At 61.1% G+C, this 25862-nt stretch carries 22 protein-coding genes and 2 pseudogenes; 10 read left to right on the top strand and 14 right to left on the bottom strand.

Annotated elements, in window-relative coordinates:
* Positions 1–187 precede the first annotated feature (187 nt).
* From RA167_RS12670 to RA167_RS12645, 5 genes are all read right to left on the bottom strand, one after another.
* Positions 188–1012: an arylamine N-acetyltransferase family protein gene (locus RA167_RS12670; protein ID WP_076788585.1), complete on the bottom strand. Its 825-nt coding sequence runs from the start codon at positions 1010–1012 to the stop codon at positions 188–190.
* 87 nt (positions 1013–1099) lie between these two features.
* Positions 1100–1441: a hypothetical protein gene (locus RA167_RS12665; RefSeq protein ID WP_076787978.1), complete on the bottom strand. Its 342-nt coding sequence runs from the start codon at positions 1439–1441 to the stop codon at positions 1100–1102.
* A gap of 273 nt (positions 1442–1714) precedes the next feature.
* A complete protein-coding gene (locus RA167_RS12655; RefSeq protein ID WP_083706104.1) occupies positions 1715–2632 on the bottom strand; it encodes an alpha/beta fold hydrolase in 918 nt (305 codons plus the stop codon).
* Positions 2629–2871, bottom strand: coding sequence for an H-NS family nucleoid-associated regulatory protein (locus RA167_RS12650; RefSeq protein ID WP_076787977.1), 243 nt, complete (start codon positions 2869–2871; stop codon positions 2629–2631). Before RA167_RS12650 ends, RA167_RS12655 begins: the two co-directional genes overlap by 4 nt.
* Before the next feature lie 141 nt (positions 2872–3012).
* Positions 3013–3345: a polysaccharide deacetylase family protein gene (locus RA167_RS12645; protein WP_076787976.1), complete on the bottom strand. Its 333-nt coding sequence runs from the start codon at positions 3343–3345 to the stop codon at positions 3013–3015.
* Between the two features lie 507 nt (positions 3346–3852).
* On the opposite strand from RA167_RS12645, the gene RA167_RS12640 reads away from it, so the two are divergent.
* From RA167_RS12640 to RA167_RS12625, 4 genes are all read left to right on the top strand, one after another.
* On the top strand, positions 3853–4002 hold the full coding sequence (locus tag RA167_RS12640; RefSeq protein WP_235091147.1) for a hypothetical protein: 150 nt from the start codon (positions 3853–3855) through the stop codon (positions 4000–4002).
* Between the two features lie 4 nt (positions 4003–4006).
* Complete coding sequence (locus RA167_RS12635; RefSeq protein ID WP_237574358.1) at positions 4007–4789, top strand: glycosyltransferase family 4 protein; 783 nt, start codon at positions 4007–4009, stop codon at positions 4787–4789.
* A gap of 315 nt (positions 4790–5104) precedes the next feature.
* Positions 5105–5467 (top strand): hypothetical protein, encoded by a 363-nt coding sequence (locus RA167_RS12630; protein ID WP_076787973.1) that lies wholly within the window; start codon positions 5105–5107, stop codon positions 5465–5467.
* 754 nt (positions 5468–6221) lie between these two features.
* Positions 6222–7430, top strand: a complete 1209-nt coding sequence (locus tag RA167_RS12625) for a hypothetical protein (protein ID WP_175972473.1) — start codon at positions 6222–6224, stop codon at positions 7428–7430.
* Positions 7431–9459: 2029 nt separating this feature from the next.
* Here RA167_RS12625 and RA167_RS12620 read toward each other — a convergent pair.
* The 4 genes and pseudogenes from RA167_RS12620 to RA167_RS12605 form a co-directional block, all read right to left on the bottom strand.
* Positions 9460–9534 (bottom strand): hypothetical protein, encoded by a 75-nt coding sequence (locus tag RA167_RS12620; protein ID WP_353647135.1) that lies wholly within the window; start codon positions 9532–9534, stop codon positions 9460–9462.
* Positions 9531–9716: a hypothetical protein gene (locus tag RA167_RS12615; RefSeq protein ID WP_217697115.1), complete on the bottom strand. Its 186-nt coding sequence runs from the start codon at positions 9714–9716 to the stop codon at positions 9531–9533. The genes RA167_RS12620 and RA167_RS12615 overlap by 4 nt, the downstream gene beginning before the upstream one ends.
* Before the next feature lie 603 nt (positions 9717–10319).
* Positions 10320–10464 (bottom strand): annotated as a pseudogene (locus tag RA167_RS12610) (helix-turn-helix domain-containing protein); the annotation flags it as partial.
* A 115-nt stretch (positions 10465–10579) separates the two neighbouring features.
* A complete protein-coding gene (locus RA167_RS12605; protein WP_175972467.1) occupies positions 10580–10744 on the bottom strand; it encodes a hypothetical protein in 165 nt (54 codons plus the stop codon).
* Between the two features lie 256 nt (positions 10745–11000).
* Between RA167_RS12605 and RA167_RS12600 the strand changes: the two genes are divergently transcribed.
* Positions 11001–13301, top strand: a complete 2301-nt coding sequence (locus RA167_RS12600) for a patatin-like phospholipase family protein (RefSeq protein ID WP_422393166.1) — start codon at positions 11001–11003, stop codon at positions 13299–13301.
* 214 nt (positions 13302–13515) lie between these two features.
* Here RA167_RS12600 and RA167_RS12595 read toward each other — a convergent pair whose 3' ends face one another.
* Together RA167_RS12595 and RA167_RS12590 are read right to left on the bottom strand one after the other, a co-directional pair.
* Positions 13516–14223, bottom strand: coding sequence for a response regulator (locus RA167_RS12595; RefSeq protein ID WP_076787967.1), 708 nt, complete (start codon positions 14221–14223; stop codon positions 13516–13518).
* 647 nt (positions 14224–14870) lie between these two features.
* On the bottom strand, positions 14871–15704 hold the full coding sequence (locus RA167_RS12590; RefSeq protein WP_237574360.1) for a hypothetical protein: 834 nt from the start codon (positions 15702–15704) through the stop codon (positions 14871–14873).
* A gap of 133 nt (positions 15705–15837) precedes the next feature.
* On the opposite strand from RA167_RS12590, the gene RA167_RS12585 reads away from it, so the two are divergent.
* Positions 15838–15975 (top strand): hypothetical protein, encoded by a 138-nt coding sequence (locus RA167_RS12585; RefSeq protein WP_237573992.1) that lies wholly within the window; start codon positions 15838–15840, stop codon positions 15973–15975.
* A 591-nt stretch (positions 15976–16566) separates the two neighbouring features.
* Here RA167_RS12585 and RA167_RS12580 read toward each other — a convergent pair.
* Positions 16567–16920: pseudogene (locus RA167_RS12580) on the bottom strand (2-aminoethylphosphonate ABC transporter substrate-binding protein); the annotation flags it as partial.
* Between the two features lie 95 nt (positions 16921–17015).
* On the opposite strand from RA167_RS12580, the gene RA167_RS12575 reads away from it, so the two are divergent.
* Positions 17016–17954, top strand: coding sequence for an NAD-dependent protein deacetylase (locus RA167_RS12575; protein ID WP_083706102.1), 939 nt, complete (start codon positions 17016–17018; stop codon positions 17952–17954).
* A 287-nt stretch (positions 17955–18241) separates the two neighbouring features.
* Here the strand turns inward: RA167_RS12575 and RA167_RS12570 are convergent, their stop codons facing one another.
* Together RA167_RS12570 and prpR are read right to left on the bottom strand one after the other, a co-directional pair.
* The gene (locus RA167_RS12570) at positions 18242–18718 is read right to left on the bottom strand and encodes a GNAT family N-acetyltransferase (RefSeq protein WP_076788579.1); all 477 of its coding nucleotides are present in this window, start codon (positions 18716–18718) and stop codon (positions 18242–18244) included.
* Positions 18719–19023: 305 nt separating this feature from the next.
* Positions 19024–20937, bottom strand: a complete 1914-nt coding sequence (prpR, locus tag RA167_RS12565) for a propionate catabolism operon regulatory protein PrpR (protein ID WP_076787958.1) — start codon at positions 20935–20937, stop codon at positions 19024–19026.
* Between the two features lie 223 nt (positions 20938–21160).
* On the opposite strand from prpR, the gene prpB reads away from it, so the two are divergent.
* The 3 genes from prpB to acnD are packed head-to-tail and all read left to right on the top strand — an operon-like array spanning position 21161 to position 25853.
* Complete coding sequence (gene prpB / locus RA167_RS12560; protein ID WP_076787956.1) at positions 21161–22057, top strand: methylisocitrate lyase; 897 nt, start codon at positions 21161–21163, stop codon at positions 22055–22057.
* Between the two features lie 23 nt (positions 22058–22080).
* Positions 22081–23250 carry a bifunctional 2-methylcitrate synthase/citrate synthase gene (gene prpC / locus RA167_RS12555; RefSeq protein WP_076787954.1) on the top strand — a complete coding sequence of 390 codons (1170 nt, stop codon included), beginning with the start codon at positions 22081–22083 and terminating at the stop codon, positions 23248–23250.
* A gap of 5 nt (positions 23251–23255) precedes the next feature.
* Positions 23256–25853, top strand: a complete 2598-nt coding sequence (gene acnD / locus RA167_RS12550) for a Fe/S-dependent 2-methylisocitrate dehydratase AcnD (RefSeq protein ID WP_076788578.1) — start codon at positions 23256–23258, stop codon at positions 25851–25853.
* Positions 25854–25862 lie beyond the last annotated feature (9 nt).

The raw sequence follows: 25862 nt of genomic DNA, 5'->3' as shown, positions 1-25862 counted from the left end.
CATTGATATAGTTTATAAATCATGCACTCCGCTTGCCTATCAAGTAGCGAGGGACTCACTTCATAAACGAAATGAACAACGCGCACGCATAGTGCATGTACGGCAGCGCTCGATTGTAGCGGCACGCGTTTGAAGTAGCGGTCGCACGGCGATGGCGAGCGCGTAACCAGCATCGTGACCGCGCCGATCACGGCTCACGTATTTTTTCGAACAACGCGTCGATATCCATGCCGTCAACATTGATACCGAACGTACCGACCAGGCACTCCGCCAACTCGGCGGCGCTGACCAGTCGCCGCCGTTGATCGCTGCCGTCGCGCAGGTGCAACGTGAGCCGATCGTTGCGCAGCGCAGCACGCGCGTCGCCGACGACGCGGCACACGATCAGCTCGCGAATAAAATGCGAATCGGGATGGGCGCAAGTGTACCAATTGGCCATCTCATGATCGATTCGATACGTGGGCCGTAGCTCGAACCGATAGACCTTCTGCCAGCGCGAACCCAGCGCTACTTCGAGATCGTAGCCCTGTTGCAACGCAGGCTGCCCGATGAGCCGAGCCGGCTCAAACGGCGTCGGCTGAACGGCGCCCGCGTCCAGCCGCAATGGCGCCGTCAGTGTGATGGCACCAAAGCCAACATCGGCAACGAACGGCCCTTCGGGTAGCGCGATATGCAACAACATGTGGGACTTGGCCGTCACGTCGGTACCGTCGCGCGTCCATAAGACGCGCGCAAGCATCGGCGTCACATCGAAGCCTAGCTCGATGAGCACTGCGGCAAACAGTGTGTTGTGCTCGAAGCAATAACCGCCTCGGCCGCCGGTCACGAGTTTTTGCTGGATCCGGTCCAGGTCCAACAGTACGCGCTCGCCGCGTAAAGGATCGAGATTCTCGAATGGAATCGCGCGCGGATGCAGCGCATGCAGCACACTCAGCACCTGGAGCGTCGGCTGCGCCGCCCCGGCATAGCCGATACGCTCGAAATAGGCGGCAAGGTCGACGCGTTCAGCCATCGCAGTGCGCCGTCGCGCGACGCGCGCGCGAACCTGCCCTCGCACGGCAATGCCAACCGCTCCCCGGCGCCGCGTTGCAACGGATCATCATGGCGTACCCGCGCACTGACGCGCTGCGCCCTCGATCCACAGGTTGCCAGGATGGCGCTTGCCTGGGTAGAACCGGAAGCTCGTGCTGCCATCGTCGTCGGTACGGATCTTCACGATGTTGGAGTCGCCGAAATCCAACATTTGGCCCTGGGGAATCGGCGACGCGCGAAATGACGCATGATGCCGACTCGCTGCCTCGGTCATGCACGCGATCACGTCCTCCGTACTGCGCCCAGTCGAGGCAACCTTCTCGGGTTCGCCGGCGTCGGGGTTATGCTGCATCAGCATACAGCCGCTCAAAGCGAGCGCAAAAAACATCGAAACAAAAAGCTTGGTCATCCCATCTCCCGGTTGGGCTCGCTCCTCCCAACAGTAGCACGACCGGTGCCCACAGCACGTCACGCAGCGGACTGCTGCGTCAACGCGAACGAATCGCTGCGCGCAGCCGTCCATCCGTTTTCGTGCAGCGGGTACAGGTAGCGGCCGGCCCTCAAACCTGCCATTATCGTCATGGCAACCGCAGTAGCCCGGCGCAATCTCCCAGAGGATGTCGCAAAGCCAACCGCTACAGGATCGCCAATGCGCTCATCTTTGGCGCGCCGCGCCGGCAGGTCACCACGTCCGTCGTGATGACACCCCATTTCCGGACAACCGCGCCCGGCCATGCGCATTAATAAAGTCTAGTACCGCTCGATTGAATGCGCGCGGGTGCGCCAGGTTCATCCCGTGCGAGGCGCCGGTAATCATCACTTGGCAGGCACCGTCGATGCGCTGGTGCAGCCATCCGATGTTCCGATGAAACATTGAAGGGCTTTTCTCCCCGCCGACCAGCAGAACCGGCACCGTGATTGCGCCGGCCTCGTGCTCGGCAAAGGCCGGCATCCGCTCCGCAATTTGCGGCCGCAGCGTATGGGCGTTGTCGCGCGCCATTGCCTTGAACCCGTCCGGGCTTTGCGCCCATGACCCTGGACGGCTGACCGAGTCGACAAACAAAGCCAGACCAGCGTCCACCTCGCCTTGCTCGATCAGCGTTACGGCACGGGTACGCAGCGTGTTGACCTGACCCGCGGCCGCCGGCGCGTTTGGCGCATCGCTGCCTTGAATGGCGCCGCCCGGGTCGGCCAGCGTCACGCTGCGCAACCGGTCGGGAAAGCGGCGGGCAAGATGAAACGCAAGGTAGGCGCCACGGGAATGCGCGACTACGTGCGCCGGCTCGCGCACCACCTCGTCGATGAACACGGCGATCTGCTGTACATGTGCGTTCCAGCTGAACGGCAGCGCACAATTGAGCTCGCGCGTCGGAAAGTAGTGCCCGAGGCTGAGCGACAGCACGCGATGCGTCGACGCCAGCGGCACGAACTGCGGCTCCCAATACCGGTAGTCGCACAGCGAACCGTGAACCAGCACGATCGGCTCGCCACTGCCCGCCTGCGCGAAAGCAACACTTGCGCCGTCAGCCAGTGTCATGGACTGAGCGTGCAGCATCGCGCGCGTCGGCGTCGCGCGCGGCATCGGGAAGGCGCCGGTCATTGCTTCGGCTCGACCATGAAGTGCTCGGTCGATTGTCCGGCATGCACCGCTCGCTTGAGCCAATCGGGCATGTCTCCCTCACCATCCCATACGTTGCCATACGCATCACGAAACAATATCGGCTTTATTTTCTTTTCCTCTTCAGCGAGTGCTTCGGCCAAGCGCTCAATGGAAATACCGTATTCGTCCATCCGGTGGTGAATATACGCAATGATTCGCTGTCTCTTCTGTTCGTCCATAGGGGGAAGTCATTGTGTCGCGCAAGCTGCACGGCGAACCAGCGAGAGCTCGCCGGCGGCACAGAGGAGGCGTTTACCCCGCTATTTTAACGCTCTTTGCGAAATCCCGATCAGACCGCCGGCTGGCGCCGGCTGCACGGGTCAGAATTGCGGCTTGCGGCCACGCCAGCCGCCGCCGTGCCGCGCATGGCGCAGGAACAATGGAATCCCCGTCAGTTGCGCGATAAACCATGCCAGCGATGAGTCATCGTGGATATCGATGGCACGCAACCTGAACGGATCGGTCGCGTCATCGTTCCAGCCGACGTCGCACGTTCTGGCGGTGCGGTAGCCGGCCGCGCGCAACAGCCGGATCTCCCTTTCCCCATAGTTGCCGTTCGGATATGCAAAATGCTCACAGGACCGGCCGGTCAACCGTTCGATGTCCCGCCGGGAGCCGGTGATCTCCTGCTCGCATTCGGCGTCGCGCAGCAAGTCAGGATCGGATGAAAACGCGTATGGGACTGAAAGTCGACCCGCGCGCGCATTTGCTTGACCTGCCACACGCTAAGCCCGGTCGGCGCGGGCCATCGCGACCCTCGTCTCCGATCGTCGGCTCCTCCGGCTGCCCGTCGCCCGCCAGCACGGGCAAGATTTGCCCCAGCTCCGCACCTTGGTAGCCGCGCTCGCGCAATTGCGCGAGGCGTTCACAGTTTGGCAGCCGCTTTAATCTTTCGATATCTGTACCAGCGGCAGCCGAATGCATCCACCAATGTGCAGCGCGATGCTTGATGACGCCGCTACACAAAAAAATGGTCGGACGCGCCCGATACTTGTCGAACACGGGCAGCAGAGCGGCGTTACCAGCATGCCCATCATCCAACGTAATGACCGCGCGCGGTCAGCCGCGGCCCAGCTGACTTAACGCATCCAACGGCACGATGTCGCAGATCCGCAACGCACGTGTTAGATCGCAAGCCGCGGGGTTTGGAAGAGAATGACATGGACAAACGCTGCAATGTGCTGATCATTAATGATTTCGCCTCTAAAGGTGGCGCCGAGGAAGTGTACCGGACGTCTGCACAGCTGTTGCGCGCCATGCCGGGCGTGAAAGCTGATCACCTGCACAAGTCCGAAAGGCGCGGTGCATGATGCATTGAAAAAGCTTTACTGGCATTCGACCAGGCTGCTGTGTCATCCCGCCCGAGTGTTCGATCTGCTGTTGTGCCCGAGCCGGTACATGGAGCAAGCACTGCACCGCGCCGGCATCATGAACACGTCGCTGCTGCCCAACCCAATTGACGCGGACATGCCCATATGCGCGCCCAAACCGATCCAAGCGCGCCGCATCAACCTCGCATTCGCCGGCCGCATCGCGGCGGAAAAAGGGCTAAACGAGTTCATCGCGCTGGCACGCGCCATGCAATTCGCCTATTTTAATAAGCTGACGATTTTCGGCGACGGGCCGGAACGGGCCGCGCTCGAGCACCGCAACGCCGATTTGATTTGTGCTGGGCAGCTCGAATTTCGCGGCAGGCGTCCCCATCGCGTACTCCTAGCCGAATTGCGCGAGACCGCGCATGCCGTGGTGTTGCCGTCGATCTGCGCAGAAAATGCGCCGCTGTCGATCGTCGAGGCGGCCATGCTCGGATTGCCGGCGCTCGTGCACGACATCGGCAGCCTGTCGACGTTCGGCGACGAAATCGGCAATAAGTTCAAGTATCGCTGCGATACGGCGAGCTACCGCACGGCGCTTGACGCGCTGATACGGCATCTCGGCCAGCCGAATCGCCGCTATGACGTCGGTGAATATCATCCGCAGCGGTACGCGCAGCGACTCGCCACCGTGCTGCGCCTGGAGCGAAGCAATGAACAACCGGAAGTCACGCACGCGGGCAGCGTGGTCGCAGCGGACGGCGGCGCATTCCCTATCGGGTAGGACGACCCGTTTCACAGCCTGTTCAACGGTTGCACATACTGGCCGCCGCTTGCATTTTTGCGATCGCCGCTTGCATGGCAACTGCTGCAATGCAACACCAATCCCACGTCCTGGCGCACCTTAACGCAAGGCGCACCATGCGCCGCGCCATCGTCTTGCTCAACGCTGCATGGGTACATCCGCTGCCGTGCCACGCAGTATAATGCTGCATTGCATCATTGAAACCTTGCCACAAGCCGCCTAAAGTCAATTCAGGCGCACACATGCCGTGTGCCACCCATAACGTGACAAGTTGGATACTTAGAGGAGCAGATCATGCGGCTCACGACTCACCTCTTACGACACGAGAACCACTTCGAGTTGCGACATGCAACGATGCCCACCTATATCGTAAGCTACCTATTCCCCGCGGTGCTGTTGCTCTATGAAATATGGCGGGTCGGCTCATGGGTATCCGGGCACGGCATGAACTTTGCCAACTTCAGTTCAATGGGGTACGAATACACTGTGATGCTCGCCTGGTTCGGACTACAGGTGACAATTGAGATCGTGTTTCTGATCGGTGCGGCGCTCAGCCGCCATCACGACTTCGGGCATCGCATCGCCAATTTGCTGTGTGGCGTGTTTTGCTCTGCCGTCGTCCTGTTGTTTGATTTCGGCCTACAGCACTGGATGTGACCGACGCGGCCGCCCGTCGTCGCGGCTGCGCTAAAAATGCCTGTGTCTTGCGCGCAAGGCATTTAAGCGCTTTAGCAGGGGGAAAGCGGTGCGAGAACTTGAGACCTATAGGCCGAACCTTGAAAGTCAACAACAAGAATAGTTCGTTGATTCGAGCACCGTTTGCCGATTTATCCATCGATTTATTTACGAAGGCATAGTCGCTCACTGTCCAATTTCTTGGGTTCGATTCAAATTTAGTGGACGTAGCCGCCACGCTCAGATCGGTCAGTGCTAGACGCTTATTTCCGCGCGCTGACGTTGAATCGGTGCTGACCGTGGAAGACCATGAGGGAAGGCAGAGCAGAACCGGAATGGGACCGGTAGGAGGAAAGCGCGGGTTGACCACGTGAGAGCATGCCTCACCTTATCGTTTGCCGCCAGAATGGCTCGCATGGCATGCCCTGGCTTCGGTTACTTCTCAGCGCCGTGCGGTGCGTGCCGCAACAATAGCCTCACCTTTCTTGCCATCACAGGCAGCCGCCGCGCGGCTGACAAGCCCATAATGGATACTCGTTATTTGTTTGCTTCCCACACGTCGGATCCGACCTCGCTTCGAACCGAGATGGACAATAGGGCCGAAGCGCCGACACCGCAACCCGTTCAGCGACCAGCTCCGCGCTCGATGAGCGGGCATGCACTACCGATGCTGAGTTGGTCCTCCAGCGATCGGCGTGGACCGCATACGCTGCCGGAGAGCCGCCACGCGTATGGCATGACATGGCACCAGACGGTCCAGGTGGAATCGGCCCACCGCCCCACATCACCTATGGCGTCAACGCCGTCGCAGCGAGCCGAATTGCCATCCGACGCCTCGCCGCCAAGCGTGGCGACCCGAACCGCGCCGGCCGGCCTGGGCAACGCCACCCGTGCCAGAAGTTACACGTTTCGTCCCAATCCCCAGGACGCTGCGCTTCTTCAAGATCTGTCCGCGCGCCTGGCTGCCTATTTTGCCTATTGCGACTCGCGGGATGCGGATAAATCATTGAAAAAGAGTAGTATAGAGCAGCACGTGCATAACCTACCAGGGCTATCGGAATGGCTGATGGAACAGCCTGAGCAAAGCCTAACCAATGTGCTGACACGGCTTGAAGCCGGTCATCTGTCAGATCTCGGCCAAAAGCAATTATTCACTCGGTATCAGGCCAACCCGGTAGGTGGGCACCGCGCCCCATTTGACGCCCGCTCCATCGGCGCCTCAGTCCGGTGGCTACGAAAGTTGCGGGCATGGGAGTGCGAGCAGGCGTTGGACAGCATCGATTTGCCGGGAGTTGCTAAACACCCTGTGCCCGCAGAGATAGATACTCAGGTCAAACAGGAACTGATTGCGTACTGGTTGGCGACGCAATCTTCGACGCAAACCGATGAAAAAGTGCTTCAACAGGCTTCGCATTTGTCGCCAAACAATAAAGTCGTCTTAAGATCATTGGCACGGTGGCTTTCCAAAACATACGATCAAACGAACAAACTGGATTGCATTGCCAAAAATGCAAAGCCGGACATGTTAGATTTAATCATTGAGCATTACAAGTCAAGCACCAGCAAATATTACAAAAACCAAATCAATGCATCAATAAAACGCCTTATTTCAGGAGAAAAAATTGTATTCAACAGAAACCTGGATGCGCAATTGCATACGGACGATAAGCTGGCAATCAACATTATTAAACAACATCAATCTAATTTTCGGACTATTACGGCATTTAAGCAGTTTGCCATTTGGGAAAGAGAGCAGCTGCAGCCGGTGGGCTTGGCACAACTTATTGCAAATCCGGCCTATCAAACTCACTCTGACAGGTTATTGAAAGCATTCGACAATGATAAATATATAAAACTTGTTTATAAAATCTGCGTAAAACGGGAGATCCCCAAGGCCCAAGGAAGCGACGAGTTGAAGCAAGCGTTGAGTAAGCTACTGCCTTGATACAGGAAACGGCCTGCCATCGGTCATCGAGCGATTGACATTGAATTTTAACATCCCAAGTGTCACGCCATTGACAAAGCTTGGCCGTGCAATATCCGATATCCCCTCCTATCTCGTTATTGAGAGCGAAGTTGGCGATCGGGCAAGCCTTAAACAGCGACAACTATGCCGAAACCAAAAACAAACCTGCCGCTGGCATTGCCAAGGGACTAAAGCGCTTGCCCTATCCGCTGCACGGGGGGTGCTGTGGATGTGAGAGGAGTTGGCCCCTGCTAAGTTTGCACATACTTGACCACTAAATGTGTCGCCACCCCGTGCCGTTGCCATTGTCAGCAGCAACTTAGAAGTGGCTCTTCCCCACTTTGTGTGAAGTTTCACGTCACAAGTTAGTAGCAATCTCCAGCACTTCTGCATCACCAGCGTGTGTCCAGATCATCCATCCTACTCTCGGTATACCTGTTCGAGCCTTCGTTCGCGGTGATCTTCGGCCCGCCGCTTTCGCCTCGACCTACTACGCCCTCTGCTCGCCATCCTGCCGCCTCTTGATGTCAGTAGCTGGCACCTTCGCCAGCACGCGAGCGGCTCTCCCCGAGTATGACACCCCCACCTTCACGCTCATGCCTGTCGGATATACGTAACGACGTCGGTGCAAGTTTCGGGCTTCAGTGATTATGGATATCTTACCCAGTCGCCATGCCTCATACCCGCTTCCTGTTCGTCAAGCCAGCGCTTTGTCTCGGGCTTCCTCTAGATTCGCAGTCGCCCGCGACACCCTTGCCTCTGGCTAACACTTCCCCTTGCCGGGCGTGTAGAGGACTTTCGCTTTCTAGTGAGTGCGCCCTGCCGGGCGCACCGCAAAAAAACGCACGGCTCGCAGCCGTGCGTCCATTCGCGGCCCGGAATCGTCTGGCGCGCTCCGTAGCCCGCGTCTCTCAGGTTCCAACTCCACCCTCTCTATCGGGATAGCTATTTGCCGCTAACATCTTAATCTATCAGTGGTTTAACGCACTGTAAAGGGTTAATTTCGGTGTTCCAACCTCACGGCCATCTTGCGAAAAGCGATAATCGAGGCCTCTAGCGTTCACCCTAAAAGCGATTGTCCCCCTTTTGACCGATCTATCGGTAACCTACTGCGACGGCAGTGTCCTGCAAACCGTGCGCCTTCAGAAATGCCCTCCCCCGCCGTCCTAAAAGCAAGATTGATGCTTGTGGTACCGGGACGCCAGATACTCGACTGACCGCTAAATAGCATGGCGACAAAAGATCTGTCGTCATGCGGCCCGTATGCCGACGCTTACCTAAAGACCGAACAAGAACAAATCCAGCTTGGTGTTATTGACCTATACGACCATCAGTACGGCGCGCATCCCAGTTTCCACAACAAAATTCGGGAAAACGATTCGCTCCACCGATTGTGGCACTGTGTAGCATCCCATGGAACACCGGCGGCGGCGCGCCCACACAGGCGGCCTGGCCGTCCAATACCTACCACAGCACATGCATCGGCTGTGTAAAGCACGACAAGTCGTTCTAGCTCCCAACGGTCTGACCCTGCCAACTCAAGCATGCACGAGCGCGCAGCGCAGTGAGCAACCATGACCAAGCAGCGCGATTGGCGCTGAGCCGCAACGCGAATTTTTCATAGACAGACACCCCGCTCGTTGTATGCAGATCGAAATGCCAGCGGACACCGGTATGAGCCTCGGCAAAAACGCTTGCTGCACGTTTGAGCGGCGCCACGCGCCGCGCACATACGTCAGCGACCCGTTGCTACACTAGCTCGATCGGTGCAGTCTCGTCGCTATGGATGCCGTACAACACCAACACGGCGGGAACCACTCCGTCGCTGGGGGAACCGCCCGCAGCGGACGCCATCGTCAGCACTCCATGATCGATCCAGTATCAGCAAATATGAATGGCCAGTCTTTCTTCGCGCTCAACGGGCACTTCTCCCTGCAGCGTCAGCGCAAGCGGATCGGACAGCCACGCCGGCTCAGCGCTGGAAGTCATGGACGGACCCGAGACTGAGTCACTGCGTAAGTTCATTGAGCACGGTGCAGCATTGCGCCAGCAGTTGCGGATCGCCGAGATCGTCAGCGTTCAGACGATCGCGATAGTGCCTCTCGACTCCGCGTTCAGTTGCGCAGACAACTTGTCGTTCCTCCACAGCGATGGCTTCACTTCATCGATCTCTCGCACGGTCAACACGAGCAGGTAAGGCGCTAGCGCGAAAATGGGGACCCTCGCTTGATCGACGGTATCGCGGGTCACTTGGATGCTGGTCATGGCGACTCCTCGATTGCAGTCGAATAAAAACATCTTGGATGGTAGCTAATACAACACCTTTCGCCTACGCGAGCCGTTTTATCAGTTCCCGTAGACGGTCCGGCGCGCCACTTCGCCGGCAGCCCGCCGGATTCGTGGTTAGCGCGTCGCGCCCGTGGCGTCGGCGTCAGAATCACGGATATCGACATTGCACACCAGCGAGGATCGGGAATGTCTGACAGTTTTTCAGTCCGCCATTGCGGAGCAAAGCCACCAATCGTGGCCGACTCCGCCGACGCGAAACCGCGAACGGATCAACGCAAGGCGACTGACACTGCTAAGCGTGCACCCAGCAATGGCCGATTGTCCGGGCTAGGCGCGAAGCCTGCCTACCGATCCGATGCAGCCCGCCGCCCCGAGGCAACCAACCGCGACCGCACCGCGCCCCGGGCGACAGCACCGCGCGTGCCTGTCAACGGTACGCGGACGCCAGGCGAGCCACGCTTCAGTTTCGACATCCAAGACAATCCTTTCTGGCAGGCCAGCGAGAAGGGTCCAAAATGACGGCATAGGGTCCGCCCGCTCTGTCACGCCGTTTTCAGTCGATACCCGGGCCGTTACATTAACGAATGCACGCCACTGCTCACGCAGCGTCACGCCAAACTTTTTGCGATACGCGTTGGCAAAATGAGCAGCCGAAGAGAATCCGTACGCCAGTGCTGATCTGCCGGACTGATTTGCTGGTGCGCTGCAACGAGACCTTTGCCTCGCCAGCCGCTGCAAGCAGTCCAACATCGGCTTGATGTCCGTCAATAAACAGGGCGTCAAAATCAACATCGCCACATGCATCGTGCGGGGCGTGTTGACAGGCATGAGCCCCAGGGTTACTTCAGGCTGCCGGATAGAAATTGTCGCAGCCTTTCGCTTTGTGATCTAACCAGCAAATCCTGCGACGCAGCGAGCAACCACGCGATCACCGCGCGGCCGAACAACTGATGCCCGTCGCTATGCAGGTAGGCGGGCGGATACTGAGTCAGGATCTCGATCATCGCTGGGCCCGTCGCACGCCAATCGAATATCGGCGCTCAAGCCGATGCAGCATCACCAGGTATCGTGACCAGCTTGCCAACAGTGCCGACGACCCGCGCGGCGTCAACACGCAAAGTCCTGTGCATGTCTGTGCGGGCGGGCGAAATCGCGCCTTGTCCTGCACGCGCGACACCCGTGCAGCGATAATAGCTAGTTTTTAAGAACGCAAACAACAGGATGACCCTATCACTGCGGGCCCGCCTCCGCGCATTGGTCATGCGCGTCATGATCGGGCAGAAGGACATGTCACGGCGTGGCCGCCCTGGCCGCCAAGCACTCGCCGTGGCGCTCGCGGCAGCGCTGGCGTTGCTCGCGTCGGCTTCATGCGCAGGGACACTCGCGTGCGCGGCGCACGACCGTGCGCACGGCCGCGCGGCGGTCGGTCTGGTGCTCTCTGGCGGTGGCGCGCGTGGCTATGCACACCTGGGCGTGCTCAAGGTGTTGGAGGAAAACCGCATCCCTGTGGATTGCATCGCCGGCACCAGCATGGGCGCCGTGGTGGGCGGCTTGTACGCGAGCGGCATGAGTGCAACAGACATGCAGAGCCGGCTGGCGGGCGTGAACCTGACGGACATCGCATTCGACGTGCACCAACGCGCCGAGCTGCCGCAGTCGCAACGCGAAGACGAACAATCGTATGCCAGCAACCTGACACTGGGCGTCAGCAGCGACGGACTGAAGTTGCCTCGTGGCCTAGTTCAGGGCAACCGGCTGCAAGCGCTGTTGTCGGACTGGACCTCGACGGTGCCTGGTGACCTGTCGTTCGATAAGCTGCCGATCCCGTATCGAGCGATCGCGACCGAGTTGCGCAGTGGCCAGATGATTGTGCTGGATCATGGCTCGCTGCCGCAGGCGATCCGCGCCAGCATGGCGATGCCCGGGCTGTTCGCGCCGACCGACGTCGACGAGCGTACACTGGTGGACGGGGGCTTGGTCAGCAACCTGCCGGTGGACACCGTACGGGCTATGGGCGCGGACGTCGTGATCGCCGTAGACGTCGGCTCGCCGCTGCGCTCGCTCGATGCACTCGCGACGCCCGCAGACGTGATGCAGCAGATGATCGGCATCCTGATCCGGCAAAACGTCGCGCAACAACGCTCGCGGCTGGTCGCCGGCGACGTGTTAATCCAACCCGATCTCGGTTCCCTAACCTTCACCGATTTCGCGAACGCGGCACAGGCGATTGAGGCCGGCGAGGCGGCGGCCCGCGCGGCTCTGCCGCAACTGCGGCATCTGGCGCTGGCGCCCGCCGACTACGCCGTTTACCGCCGCACACACGCCGCTCCACCACCGCGCCCGATACGCCTGACGCAGATTGATATCGAGTCGGTCGGCACAGTACCAGCCGCGCGGATCCGCAACTATCTGCATGTGCGCCCGGGCGACCTTTACGATCCACACCAGCTGAACAAGGACCTGTTGACCTTATCAAACTCCGGTGACTTCGAGGACGTCACGCAGAAGCTAGTCGAACACGGCGACGAACACCGGCTCGTGATCACGGCGCGGCAGAAGTCATGGGGGCCAAACTTTCTGCTGTTTGGCCTGGGCCTGTCAAGCAGTTCGACCGATGAAGGCGGATTTCGGCTGCATCTGGGCTATCGCCGACCGTGGCTGAGCCCGTCGGGACTCGAAGGACGCGTGGACACCACGCTCGGCAGCGACCTGATCAGTGTGCATGGCGAACTGCGCCAGCCGCTGTCCAGTGCATTCGGCTATTACGTGGCGCCCTATGTCGAGTACGTGGGCCGCTACGCGAACCTCTATAGTGATAACGTCCGCATTACCCGCTTTCATCTGCAAACCAAACGCGCCGGCATCGATTTCGGGCTGCCGCTCGCGCGGCTCGGTGACTTGCGCATCGGGCTCGCGTATGCACACGGCTTCGCATCGCCGCTATACAACCTGCCGCTGGGTGAAAGTGGCACACAGTTGGCGTTCCCGGACGCCTATGGCCGACAGTTGAGCATGCGCGCACGGTTGGTTATCGACCAACTCGACGACTCGCAATTCCCCCGCAGCGGTTACTTTACGGAGATCAAGGCCGAGCGTTCGCTCGCCAGCAGCGAAGACCGCGTCACCGAACTGTACGGCAAGGCAATGGCCGCGGCCTCGTTCGGACGACACAGCATTAACGTCGGCATCGAGGGCGGCAAGGACATCGGCGGCACTAACGCGATCAACCCGCTCGGGTTCACGCTGGGCGGTTTCCGACACTTGTCCGCGTATGCAGCCGATCAATTGGCCGGCACGTCGATGGCCTATGCCCATCTCACGTATATGAACCAGTTGACTTCGTTCAATGCTGGTCCGTTCCGCGGCTTGTTCGCAGGCGTCACGACGGAAATAGGTAACGTCTGGAATGGCTTCAACGACGCGCTGGGCAGCGGGCCGATGAAGCGCAGCGTGTCGCTGTTCACTGGGCTGACCAGCTCATTCGGGCCGGTCTATTTCGGTGTCGCACTCGCGCCAGAGGGACGTCGCAATGTGTATTTCCAGTTCGGACACGTCTATTGAGCCGCGGGCGGTGGCAGTTGGCTATCGACAGTTGGCAGTTGACACCTGGCACAGATTGCGCAGCCATCGACGCGCTCAGACCACCGGCCAACTGAGCTCAAGCTCGCGCCGCCGAGCGACTGCGGGGTCGCCACGACGATACGGCTAGGGTACCTTGCGTTGCCCTGCTCTGTCTTACTCTGCGCTGCGTGCAGAATTGTTGAATTTTGTCGCCTTACTCCCATGCCACCTTGCTGAATTGATATCCTCTGCCACGCACGGTCTTGATCCGTTGCGGGTTGGCCGCATCGTCGTGCAGCTTGCGCCGCAGCTTGGAAATACAGCCGTCCACCGTGCGATCCACACCGTCAAAACCGATGCCGCGCAGCTGACGCATTAAGTCGTCGCGGCTCACGACCTCGCCGGCACAGCGCACCAGCGCCCATAGCAAGTCGAACTCGGCTGAGGTAAGATCGGGCACGCTGCCATCAGGCAGGCGAATGCTGCGCGTGGCGCGGTTAATCTCGAATTTGCCTAAGATGAGGCACTCCGGCTCAACACTCGTCTCGCCGCCGAGCTGCAGCCCGCGGCGCAGCAGCGCCTTGATCCGCGCAAGCAGCACGCGTGGCTCCACCGGCTTGTGCACATAGTCATCGGCACCGAGCTCTAGTCCCAGTACCTCGTCAAGATCCTCATCCCGGGCTGTCACCATGATGATTAGACCATCGAACTGTTTGCGCGCCTCGCGGCATATCTGGAAGCCGTCCTTGCCGGGCAGGTTCACATCAAGGATTACCAGGTCGGGCCGACGCGCGAGAATCGCGTCCAATGCGTCGTTGCCGTGGAGTACGATATGCACGTCATACTCGTGCTTGCGCAGGTAGCTGGCCACCAGCGCAGCCAGGCGACTGTCGTCTTCGATCAGCAGGATGCGTGAAACCATGATGGAGCCGCTCAATGGCATGGATGTTTCGCGCGCATTCTACGATACGACTCGACATTTCTCTGCGCATTTCGAAAGGAATGCCGGTCGTCCAGCCGCCGACAATGCGTCGTTCGCGCGCTCAGTGGCCCTGTGCGAGCGCCTTCAACCTGGCCTCGCCGACAACCTTAGCGGCGCTTTGCGTGGCAAACGCCTTGTTTGACACCCGCAAGCGCCGCACTTCACGCGCTGCGAAGTCCACCAACGTGTTTATCCAAACTCCTATCGCACCGGGTTGCCAACGCAGACCGCATGCTCAATGGGGCGCCGAACTCAGCGCATGCCGCGCCTGCAACGTCCGCACGCGTACCAGCGCAGGCACAGCCCGCGACCGTGCATCGTACAGTTCGCCAGACCGGCCATGAACGCCGTCAGTGCCTATCCATTGCTGCGCGCATCGCTTGAACCGATCCAGTTGGGCCAGCTCTATGTGCGCCACGCAAGACGCTATTGTTGCACAGCCTGCTGGTTGCTCATCGATCTGCCCGCCGTTGTTGTGTTTGCTATGGCCATCACCAGAGAGCCGCTGAGACGGCACACATGGACAGCCATGCGCCCACATTGTAGGAGCCGACCGATCTGCTATTCAGCCGTGGAACGGTGAACATCTATATCGTTCCGGACAATAATTGATTGAAACGATCCGCGTAATCCGTGTCGTCCGAACCTTGCTGTACCGACGTAGGCACCACTTCGGCAGCCAGTCGCTCGAGTGCCTCGACCACGCGAAAGGTGGTCTTCGCCACCTCATGCAACTGCGCGCTCGTGGGCTCCAGAATACTACGCATCCTCGGGACAATTTCGTAGACGGCCAGTGCGTGCAACGCCTGCTCCAGCTGCTCGAGGCGGTCTTGCCGATCGACGTCACGGGCCGCTGCCCGGACAAATGCATCGAGCTCGCCCGGCCGGGCGCCGCGCTCGCCCAAAGCGACCAGGTCCAGGCGCAAATCGAACATCCGGAGCATCCATGGCACAACCATGCGATGCTGGCGCTCGTGCAGCACTTCGGGTGGAAACAGGGCCGCCGCCCCGGACCACGCCAAAATATCACTGTTGTCCGCGACCTCGGCATCGGCGATGCGCAGCGCGACCCACAGTTTATCGCGTTGATCGAGCTGATCGAACACATCGGGCAGCACAGGCACCGCCTGCTGTTCAAGTATCCGACGTTCGAGCACCTTGCGCACAGATTTTTGCTTCTCGTACTGTCTCATCCGTGCGTCGACATCGAACAGCGTTTTCCACGGCTGCGGCGATCCGTGATGAGGACAGGGCAGGGTACGACAGTCAGCAAGATCGGCATGGGCCTCCCGCATCCACATCCTGAGCCGGGCACTCAACGGCGCCGTCGGCCGTTCCTCCAAAATGGCCATTGTGTCGCCCTGCGTGGAGTGGAACGCCTCAAGCGGATTGAAATTCGTGTCGTGAAAGAAATGAGGCAAAACACTGAATATGTCGGCACTTTGCTCGCTAGACGATCGCATAGTCGGGCTAATAGTCAAACTGGTCCGGGAGCGGCGGGGTGCGTGTCCCAGGATGTCTATTGACGGCACACCGCGAAGGATGATATCTCCGTTGGGATGGGCATTCCCATTCGTGTTGTCGGGGCGGGGCCCATGGAGGGTAGACAGCGACGACGCCCTGCTTAGCGACCTGCGCTTGTATTCATCGGATGGACGCTTCACCGGTGTGGACGGACATGTTCTCGAATGAGCAGCGTCTGTCCAACCATGCGATGTCTCCGTATCATCCCGCCCCTGCAAGGTTGGGGTGTCCGTGTGCGACAACTTGCGCGGCTTGCCGTCGCCAGGCGCAGCCGGCATGGCGCCACCATCAAGCTCGGGTCCATCTGGCCTGCCGCGCTCGTCAATCCCGTCGTGTTCTCCGCGCGCATACCGCAGGGAAGCGTCAACGCGCGGTGCGGTAAATGGCGCCTCCCCTGTACGATGCTCGGCCGACGCACTCATGTCGCTGCTCGTCGTGTCGCCGCACCCCGCGGTTACGGCCAACACCATGCCGGCGCCTAACTTTGAAAGCAATCGACTTGTCTGTCGTGTCATTGTGTCCTCGCCATAAAAAATGCAGCTTCTGCATCGGGCTGCGAGCCTGGCATAATCGGAGGGAAGTAGACCGTATAGCGTCGGATAAGCGATCTAAAAAGACCGATGCTCCAGTGCGGCGAGTGCGCGCGGTAGCACTACAGCGCATAAGCGCGCTATGATCGCCCGGTAGTGTTAGATCAGATGTAGGCAGACTACCTTGGCCCGGTCTTCCCAGCGCCGCAATTGCAGTGCATCGGCGGCGAACGGGTTCAGTTGTGCAAAGCCCGCGCTCCCAATCCTTGTGTAACTCGCCGTCGGCCACCACGATCTCGTTACGCGACAGCAGCACGTCGAGGTAGCCAATGCCCTTGGTATGGAACTTCACGTGCTGCTCGAGCTTTCAGGTGTCGAACGCGGCAACCTCGCCCATCAGGGCCGACGTAAGGACGATCACCGCCATCCCGTCAGCCGGCCGTGTCGGGTTCGAGTAGGCCACCTCGCCCGCGTGGGACAGCGCCAGCAAGTCGGCGAAAGTCTTCGGCTCGGTCTTGGCTGTGTCGGGGTTGATCGCGAACGAAATACGGTTTCGTGCCCCATCGCACGCGACGCCGACAGCCGTGCCCAAACCTCGTAGAATCGGTGAGGGAGCGTATCGGCCCGTCGCCGATGCCGTGCTCGGTTGCCGTTATACCACACTGCTTTGTCAGCGAGATGAAAACGTTCATACCCGAAGTTCCGGCCGAACGCCGCAACGGTGCCGATACGGCCGAGCCGCCGCACACGCCGACCGAGCTGGGTGACGTGCAGACGAGCCTGCGCGCATTGGCCGACTTCGTGCTGGCGCATCCTCGCCTATTCGTGCTGACGGGCGCCGGCATCAGTACCGCCTCGGGCATTCCCGACTATCGCGATATAAATGGCGAGCGCAAGGGCCGTGCGCCCATTCTGCTGCAAGAGTTTCTTCGCTCGCCGACGGCACGCCGCCGCTACTGGGCTCGCAGCGCACTCGGCTGGAAGGTGCTGGCCCAGGCCGAGCCAAACGCCGCGCACCATGCGCTGGCGCGGCTTGAGGCGTTGGGTCGCGTCGAGCGGCTCGTCACACAGAATGTCGACGGCCTGCATCGTCGCGCCGGGCAAACCGGCACGATCGAGCTTCACGGCAACATTAGCCGTGCCGTCTGCATGAGCTGCGGCCGCGTGCATGCGCGTGAGGCTATCCAGCAGCGGCTCGAAGCGGACAATCCGGTGCTGCAAACGCTGTCGGCCAACGCAGCGCCCGATGGCGACGCCGATCTCGAATCGATCGACTTCGATACGATCCGGGTACCGGTGTGTGACTATTGTCAGGGCATGCTAAAACCGGACGTGGTGTTCTTCGGCGAGGGCGTGCCGCGCGAGCGTGTCGAGGCAGCACAGGCCGCACTCGCGCACGCCGATGCCTTGCTCGTCGTCGGCTCGTCGCTGGCAGTTTACTCTGGCTATCGTTTCTGCGTGCAAGCGGCGCGAGCCGGCAAGCCGATTGCCGCGATCAACCTCGGGCGCACGCGTGCCGATCCGCTGCTCGCGCTGAAGGTCACGCTGCCATGCGACCAGGCGCTGCTGTCAGTGCTTATCGCCCTGCCGTCTGTCAACCTGCGCGAACCCACGTAATCTGCCAGCCCTCTCGCCGCGTTCGCGACATCTCATCCATCCGATGCCTGCACACGTCCGCTCGATAGGAATTCCAGTTTACCTGGCCCGTGCGCACAGGCCCCTCTTCAAAACTCGCCGAGGCCTCGTCACGCACGTGCGTGCTGCACTGGCACAGCTTGGCGCGTGAATCCGGGCTCCTTGGCGCGTGCGTGGCAACGCCGGGACAGGCCGGGACGCCCGATGCTGCGCCACCGCGGGACGACAAAAGCGCGTAACGGTCACGGATACATCGATCCACGCAACGGTCAGTCACTCAGCGGCTTGGCCATCGCGACGCGCAGATCCATCGGGAACCCCAGCGCCTGTTCATGTGCGAGCACCGCGCGCATCTGCTCGCCCTGCAGCGCGCTCGGCAATTCGGCGAAACCCTCGCTGCAATAGAACGGTGCATTCCAGCGCACGTCCCGCAACGTCGTCAGCAGCGCTTGCCGGTAGCCCTCGGCACGCCCAGCGGCGCACGCATGCCGCAGCAATGCACGGCCATGGCCCCGACGGCCGTAGGCAGGCTCGACGTCCATCTGCCGAATATGGAACCCACCGTCGAGTTCACTGCCGAGCAAATATCCGATCACGGTCCGATCATCGTGCTCCACCACCCATAGCTTGCGTTGCCGCACCCCGTCGGCAAGCTCATCCTGAGTCAATCCATGCGCGGTAAACACTGGGAACGCGACATGCCCGCGCAGCCGCTCGCCGGCGCGGCACTCTATCGACAACAGCATGGGAAAATCCGCTGGGACAGCAAGACGAATCATCGGCAAGCGCCTAAAAAACTCCCACAGCAGCATTCTATAAAGCGTGTCGGTCCGCCACCGCTCCGCGGCCGAAGTCCGAAGTCCGAAGTCCGAAGTCCGAAGTCCGAAGTCCGAAGTCCGAAGTCCGAAGTCCGAAGTCCGAAGTCCGAAGTCCGAAGTCCGAAGTCCGAAGACCAATGACCGACAACCGGCGATCGACGAACAAGCGTGTTCAAACGCGCGAACGGCGCACGCCGATCCGGAGCCGGGCTCACGCCCGCACAGGCAGCACCTTATCGCGCGGCATTGAGCTTACGCCACAGTGTCGTCTTGCTAATGCCCAGCGCCTGGCATGCTGCATTGCGATCGCCATCATGAGCCTCCAACGCGGCACGGATCTCGTCCGCCTCGACGTGGCGGCTACGTTCGCGCAGTGTCAAAACGGGCATGTCGGGGTTAGCCGGCGTGTCGAATAACTCAGGCGCGATCATGCGCAGCACGGCTACGGTCAGCGCGACGTCGTCATCAACCTCGGTATCGGCCAATTCGACCGCAATCCGCTCGATGACGTTCTGCAACTCACGCACGTTGCCGGGCCACCGGTACGCGCACAGCGGCGCGGCCACCGGCGCCAGTATCCGGGTTGCCACGCTGGTATCCGGCACGCGCGCGGCCAGGCGGGACTCGCGTCGCGCCGCCTGCAGCAGCAATTCCGCCGCGAGCAGCATCACATCATCAGGACGCTCACGCAACGATGGCAGCGCAATGCTCAAGATATTCAGTCGATAATACAGATCAGCGCGGAATGTGCCCGACTCGATGCCGTCGGTCAATGCACGGTGCGTGGCGGCGATCACGCGGATATCGACGCGCACCGGCTCAGTCGAGCCCAGACGCACCACTTCGCGTTCCTGGAGCACCCGCAGCAAACGGCTTTGCAACGGCAGCGGCATCTCGCCAATCTCATCCAGGAATAAAGTGCCACGATGCGCGGCTTCGATCAGACCCACCTTGCCCCCCTTGCGCGCGCCGGTGAAGGCGCCCTCTTCGTAGCCGAACAGTTCGCTTTCGAGTAGTGCCTCCGGAAAGGCACCGCAGTTGATAGCCACGAACGCGAAATCGCGCCGCGCACTCAGGCGGTGGATGCTCTGGGCAACCATTTCCTTGCCGGTGCCGCTTTCACCGAGCACGAGCACGGTCGCGTCCGAGCGTGCATAACGACGCACCAGCGCGCGCACGCTCTCGATCGGCGCGCATTCGCCGATCAGGTCGTCCAGATGATAACGGGCGGTAAATTGCTGCGCACGCGGCCGTGACCGCAACGTGCGATCCAGCCGCTCGACCGCGCGCGACTCTTGGAACGTCAGCACGGTGCCGCCCTGCTCGCCGCCGGGGCCGTCGAGCGGGCCGCGATGCACGACGTAGCTCACGCCGCGGATCACGCTGAGCGTATCGCCCTCGGCGTCGGGCAGCGAGTCGGCCAGGTACGGCGCCAGATCCAGCAGCGGGCGCCCCGCTGTGTGCGTGGCGCCGATACCGAGGGCATCGGACAGCCGTTGGTTCATCGCCTCGACGCGCCCTTCGGCATCGAGCGCCACCACCCCGTCGCGCAGGTGCTGCAGCAGGTTGTCCAACCGGGCGCGGCGCAGTGCCTCGGCACGCGTGGCCTGCGCAACTTCCAGCGCGGTATCAAAAGCGGCACGCACGCAGGCGCGAGAGTACAGAAATACCGCCTGCATGCCGGCGCGGGTGGCAAGATCCGCGACCAGGCCGGGCCCGACCACCGCGCCGACGCCACGCTCACGCAAGCCTTGCACGCAGGTCTGCGCATCCTGCACCGACCGATACGAGCCGAGGACCACATCGACGCCGTAGGCGTGCGTGAACTGCCGGACCTCCTCAGGAATATCGCCGTGCGTGACCAGCGCGACCCATGCCGCGTTGCGCCGTGCTTGTGCCAGCGCATGCATCACATCGAAACCGGTGGGATGGATCAGTACGACCGGCACGTTCACACGCCCTTTCAGATACGCGCCGTTTGATCCGCCGGCCACCACCACGTCTGGACGCATCGCGCCGGACACATTGATTTCATGCACCGCATCTTCAAAACCGCGCGAGACCACGCGCAGTTGCGCACGCCCGTCATACTCGCGGGTGATGTCCAGGAACAAGTCTCGCAATCGGCTTATTCCCATGGCCCACATCCGCGGGCGGGCGGCCGCGTCAGGTTGTACGATGCTCAAAGCCCATTACTCCGTTATTGATACCGCATTATGCGCCACATTTCAGAAATGAAATGATGGATTTCAATAATGAAACGAAAGCTGCGATCGCCGAGCCGGCATCGCCCGAAAAATCAAGTCGTTGGCGCTTTTATCGACCATGGCTCGGAACTTGCTTAAACGTCGCGGTTTTCCTGGAGCGACAATGAATCCACCCCCCTCTCAGCCCGCCAACGCGGGTGCCAAGTTTCGCGCTGCCGTTGCCCAAGCCCAGCCGCTGCAAGTGGTCGGCGCGATCACTGCCTACGCGGCGAAGATGGCCGAAGCCGTTGGCTTTAAGGCCGTCTACCTGTCCGGCGGCGGCGTCGCGGCGAATTCACTCGGCTTACCAGACCTGGGCATCAGCACAATGGAAGACGTGCTAATCGATGCCCGCCGCATCACCGATGCAACCTCGCTACCGCTGCTGGTTGACATCGATACCGGCTGGGGCGGCGCGTTCAACATTGCGCGCACCATCCGCTCGTTCATCAAGGCGGGGGTGGCGGCCGTGCACATCGAGGATCAGGTCGGTCAGAAACGCTGCGGTCACCGGCCAGGCAAGGAATGTGTGCCGACCAACGAAATGGTCGACCGCGTGAAGGCGGCAGTTGACGCGCGTAGCGACGAGCAGTTCGTGATCATAGCGCGCACCGATGCCGCCGCTGCCGAGGGCCTGGACGCCGCTATCGAGCGAGCACTCGCCTATGTCGAAGCCGGGGCCGATATGATCTTTCCCGAAGCAATGCGCACGTTGGATGACTACCGCCGCTTCAAGGCCGCCGTCAAGGTGCCGATCCTGGCAAATCTGACTGAGTTCGGCTCGACCCCGCTGTTCACTGTCAACGACCTGCGCGACGCCGACGTGGACATCGCGCTGTACTGCTGCGGCGCCTATCGCGCGATGAACGCAGCGGCGTTGCACTTCTATCAAACCGTGCTGCGCGACGGCACCCAGAAGGCCGCCGTCCCAACCATGCAGACGCGCGTCGATCTGTATCACTACCTGGGCTATCACGCATACGAGCAGAAGCTCGACGCGCTGTTCGCCGCCAACAAATAACGCTTGCGTCCGGAGACGAAACCATGAGCGAAGCAGATAACAACGCGCCGGCAACGCGTGCCTTCAAGCCAAAGAAATCGGTCGCGCTGTCCGGCGTAGCCGCCGGCAATACCGCGCTGTGCACGGTCGGGCGTACCGGCAATGACTTGCACTATCGGGGCTACGATATCTTGGAGTTGGCCGGCGCATGCGAGTTCGAGGAAGTCGCCTACCTACTGGTGCACGGCAAGCTACCGACCGTGGCCGAGTTGGCCGCCTACAAGGTCAAACTCAAGGCACTGCGCGGGCTGCCGGCGAACGTCAAGGCAGTGCTCGAATCCATCCCGGCGTCGGCTCATCCAATGGACGTGATGCGCTCGGGTGTCTCCGTGCTCGGTACCATGTTGCCCGAAAAGGACGATCACAATCTGCCCGGCGCGCGAGACATCGCGGACCGGCTGATGGCCTCGCTTGGCTCGATTCTGCTGTACTGGTACCACTATTCGCACAACGGCAAGCGCATCGACGTCGAAACGGATGACGACTCGATCGGCGGTCATTTCCTGCGCCTGTTGCACGGCAAGGCGCCGACGCGCTCATGGGTTGACGCGATGCACGTGTCGCTGAACCTGTACGCCGAGCATGAGTTCAACGCATCGACGTTTGCCAGCCGTGTGATTACCGGCACGGGCTCAGACATCTACTCGGCGATCACCGGGGCAATCGGTGCGCTGCGTGGCCCGAAACACGGCGGCGCAAACGAAGTCGCGTTCGAGATCCAATCGCGCTATTCCACCCCCGACGAAGCCGAAGCGGACATCCGCCGCCGCGTCGAGAACAAGGAAGTGGTGATCGGCTTTGGCCACCCCGTCTACACGATCTCCGATCCGCGCAACAAAGTGATCAAGGAAGTCGCCAGGAAACTATCAAAGGAAGCGTCCAACACCAAGCTGTTCGACATTGCCGAGCGCTTGGAGAGCGTGATGTGGGACATCAAGAAAATGTTTCCAAACTTGGACTGGTTCAGCGCGGTGTCGTATCACATGATGGGCGTGCCCACCGCGATGTTCACGCCGCTGTTCGTGATCGCGCGCACGTCCGGCTGGGCGGCACACATCATTGAGCAACGCGTGGACAATAAGATTATCCGCCCGAGCGCCAACTATACCGGCCCGGAAAACTTGCCGTTTGTGCCGCTCGAGAAGCGGGGCTGATGTCGATGAATACCGCTTACAGAAAACCGCTGCCAGGCACCGACCTGGACTTTTTCGACGCGCGCGCCGCCGTCGATGCGCTGGCACCGGGCGCCTACGACGAACTGCCGTATACGTCGCGGGTGTTGGCCGAAAACCTGGTGCGCCAGTGCGATCCGGCCATGCTTGACGCGTTTCTATTGCAACTCATCGAGCGCAAGCGCGAACTAGATTTCCCCTGGTACCCGGCACGCGTCGTCTGCCATGACATCCTGGGCCTAACCGCGTTCGTCGATCTCGCCGGGTTGCGCGACGCGATCGCGGCGCGTGGCGGTGATCCGTCATGGGTCAATCCGGTCGTGCCGACCCAGCTGGTGGTCGATCATTCCCTGGCGGTCGAATACGGCGGCAATGACAAGGACGCGTTCGAGAAGAACCGTGCGATCGAGGATCGCCGCAACGAAGACCGCTTCGACTTCATCAATTGGACCAAGAAGGCGTTTCGCAACGTCGACGTGATCCCGCCCGGCAACGGGATCCTGCACCAGATCAACCTGGAGCGCATGAGCCCGGTTGTGCAGGTCAACAATGGCGTCGCCTTCCCCGACACGCTCGTGGGCACCGATTCGCACACGCCGATGGTCGATGCGCTGGGCGTGATCGCCGTTGGGGTGGGCGGGCTGGAGGCGGAAAGCGTGATGCTAGGGCGCGCATCGTGGATGCGTTTGCCGGATATCGTCGGCGTGAAGCTGAGCGGCAAGCCCCGAGCCGGCATCACCGCTACTGATATTGTGCTGGCCCTCACCGAGTTCCTGCGTCAGGAAAAGGTCGTGTCGGCCTACCTCGAGTTCTATGGCCATGGCGCGGCCAGCTTGACACTCGGTGACCGCGCAACGATCTCGAACATGGCGCCCGAGTTCGGCGCCACCGCGGCCATGTTCTACATTGACGAGCAGACGATCAAGTATCTGCGGCTGACCGGGCGCAGCGACGAGCTAGTCGCACTGGTCGAGCAATATGCGAAGCGCGCTGGCCTCTGGGCTGACACGTTGACACACGTGCAATACGAACGTGTGCTCGAGTTCGACCTATCGACCGTGGTACGCAACATCGCCGGTCCGTCCAATCCGCACAAGCGCGTGCCCACCTCGGAGTTGGCCGCGCGTGGCATCAGCGGCAAGGTCGAGCGCATGCCCGGCTGCATGCCTGACGGCGCGGTAATCATCGCGGCCATCACCAGTTGCACCAACACCAACAACCCGCGCAACATGATTACCGCGGGTTTGCTGGCACGCAACGCGAACCGGCGAGGGCTGACCCGTCAGCCGTGGGTGAAAAGCTCGCTGGCTCCCGGCTCGAAGGCCGTCACACTGTACCTGCAGGACGCGCAACTGCTGCCGGAACTGGAGCAATTGGGCTTTGGTGTCGTCGCGTACGCATGCACATCGTGCAACGGCATGTCCGGCGCGCTGGACCCGGCCATCCAACAAGAGATCGTCGAGCGCAACTTGTATGCGACCGCAGTATTGTCCGGCAACCGGAACTTCGACGGGCGGATCCACCCGTATGCAAAGCAGGCGTTTCTCGCCTCACCGCCGCTGGTAGTAGCGTATGCGATCGCCGGTACAATCCGTTTTGATATCGAGCGCGACGTACTCGGCCTCGACCGCGATGGTCACCCCGTCACGCTGCACGACATCTGGCCCGGCGACGATGAGATCGACGCGCTGGTTGCGGCCAGCGTCAAGCCGGAGCTCTTTCGCCAGGTATACGAACCAATGTTCGCGCTCAGCGTTGACGCAGGCCAGCAGACCAACCCGCTGTACAACTGGCGCGAGCGCAGCACCTACATTCGCCGTCCGCCGTACTGGGAGGGTGCACTCGCCGGGGAGCGTACGTTGCGCGGCATGCGTCCGCTCGCAGTGCTCGGCGACAACATCACCACCGATCACCTGTCGCCCTCCAACGCGATTCTGGCTGACAGCGCCGCCGGCGAGTATCTCGCCAGGATGGGCGTACCGGAAGACGACTTCAACTCGTACGCGACCCACCGCGGCGACCACCTGACCGCCCAGCGCGCAACGTTCGCGAACCCGACGCTGAAAAACGAGATGGTCTTGGAAAACGGCGCGGTTAAGACGGGTTCGCTTGCTCGCGTCGAGCCGGAGGGCAAGGTCATGCGCATGTGGGAGGCCATCGAAACCTACATGGCGTGCAAGCAACCGTTGATCGTCATTGCCGGCGCGGACTACGGGCAAGGCTCGTCGCGCGATTGGGCCGCCAAGGGCGTGCGGCTGGCCGGCGTCGAGGCCATTGTCGCGGAAGGCTTCGAGCGCATCCACCGCACCAACCTGGTCGGTATGGGCGTGCTGCCGCTAGAGTTCAAGTCCGATGTCAACCGCATCACGCTGGGTATCGACGGTACCGAGACCTTCGATGTGATCGGCGAGCGCAAGCCGAGCGCCGCTCTCACGCTGGTGATCCATCGCCGTGACGGCGGGCGTACTGACGTCCCGGTTACCTGCCGGCTCGATACGGCCGAGGAGGTCTCGATCTACGAAGCAGGTGGCGTGCTGCAGCGTTTTGCGCAGGACTTCCTCGAATCGGCGAAACCGGCCGCGTGACGGAGCGAT

This window comes from Mycetohabitans endofungorum (assembly GCF_037477895.1).
In the GTDB taxonomy this organism is placed as follows: domain Bacteria; phylum Pseudomonadota; class Gammaproteobacteria; order Burkholderiales; family Burkholderiaceae; genus Mycetohabitans.
Note: the sequence above shows the minus strand (reverse complement) of the source record. Positions and strands in the feature narration are given on the sequence as shown.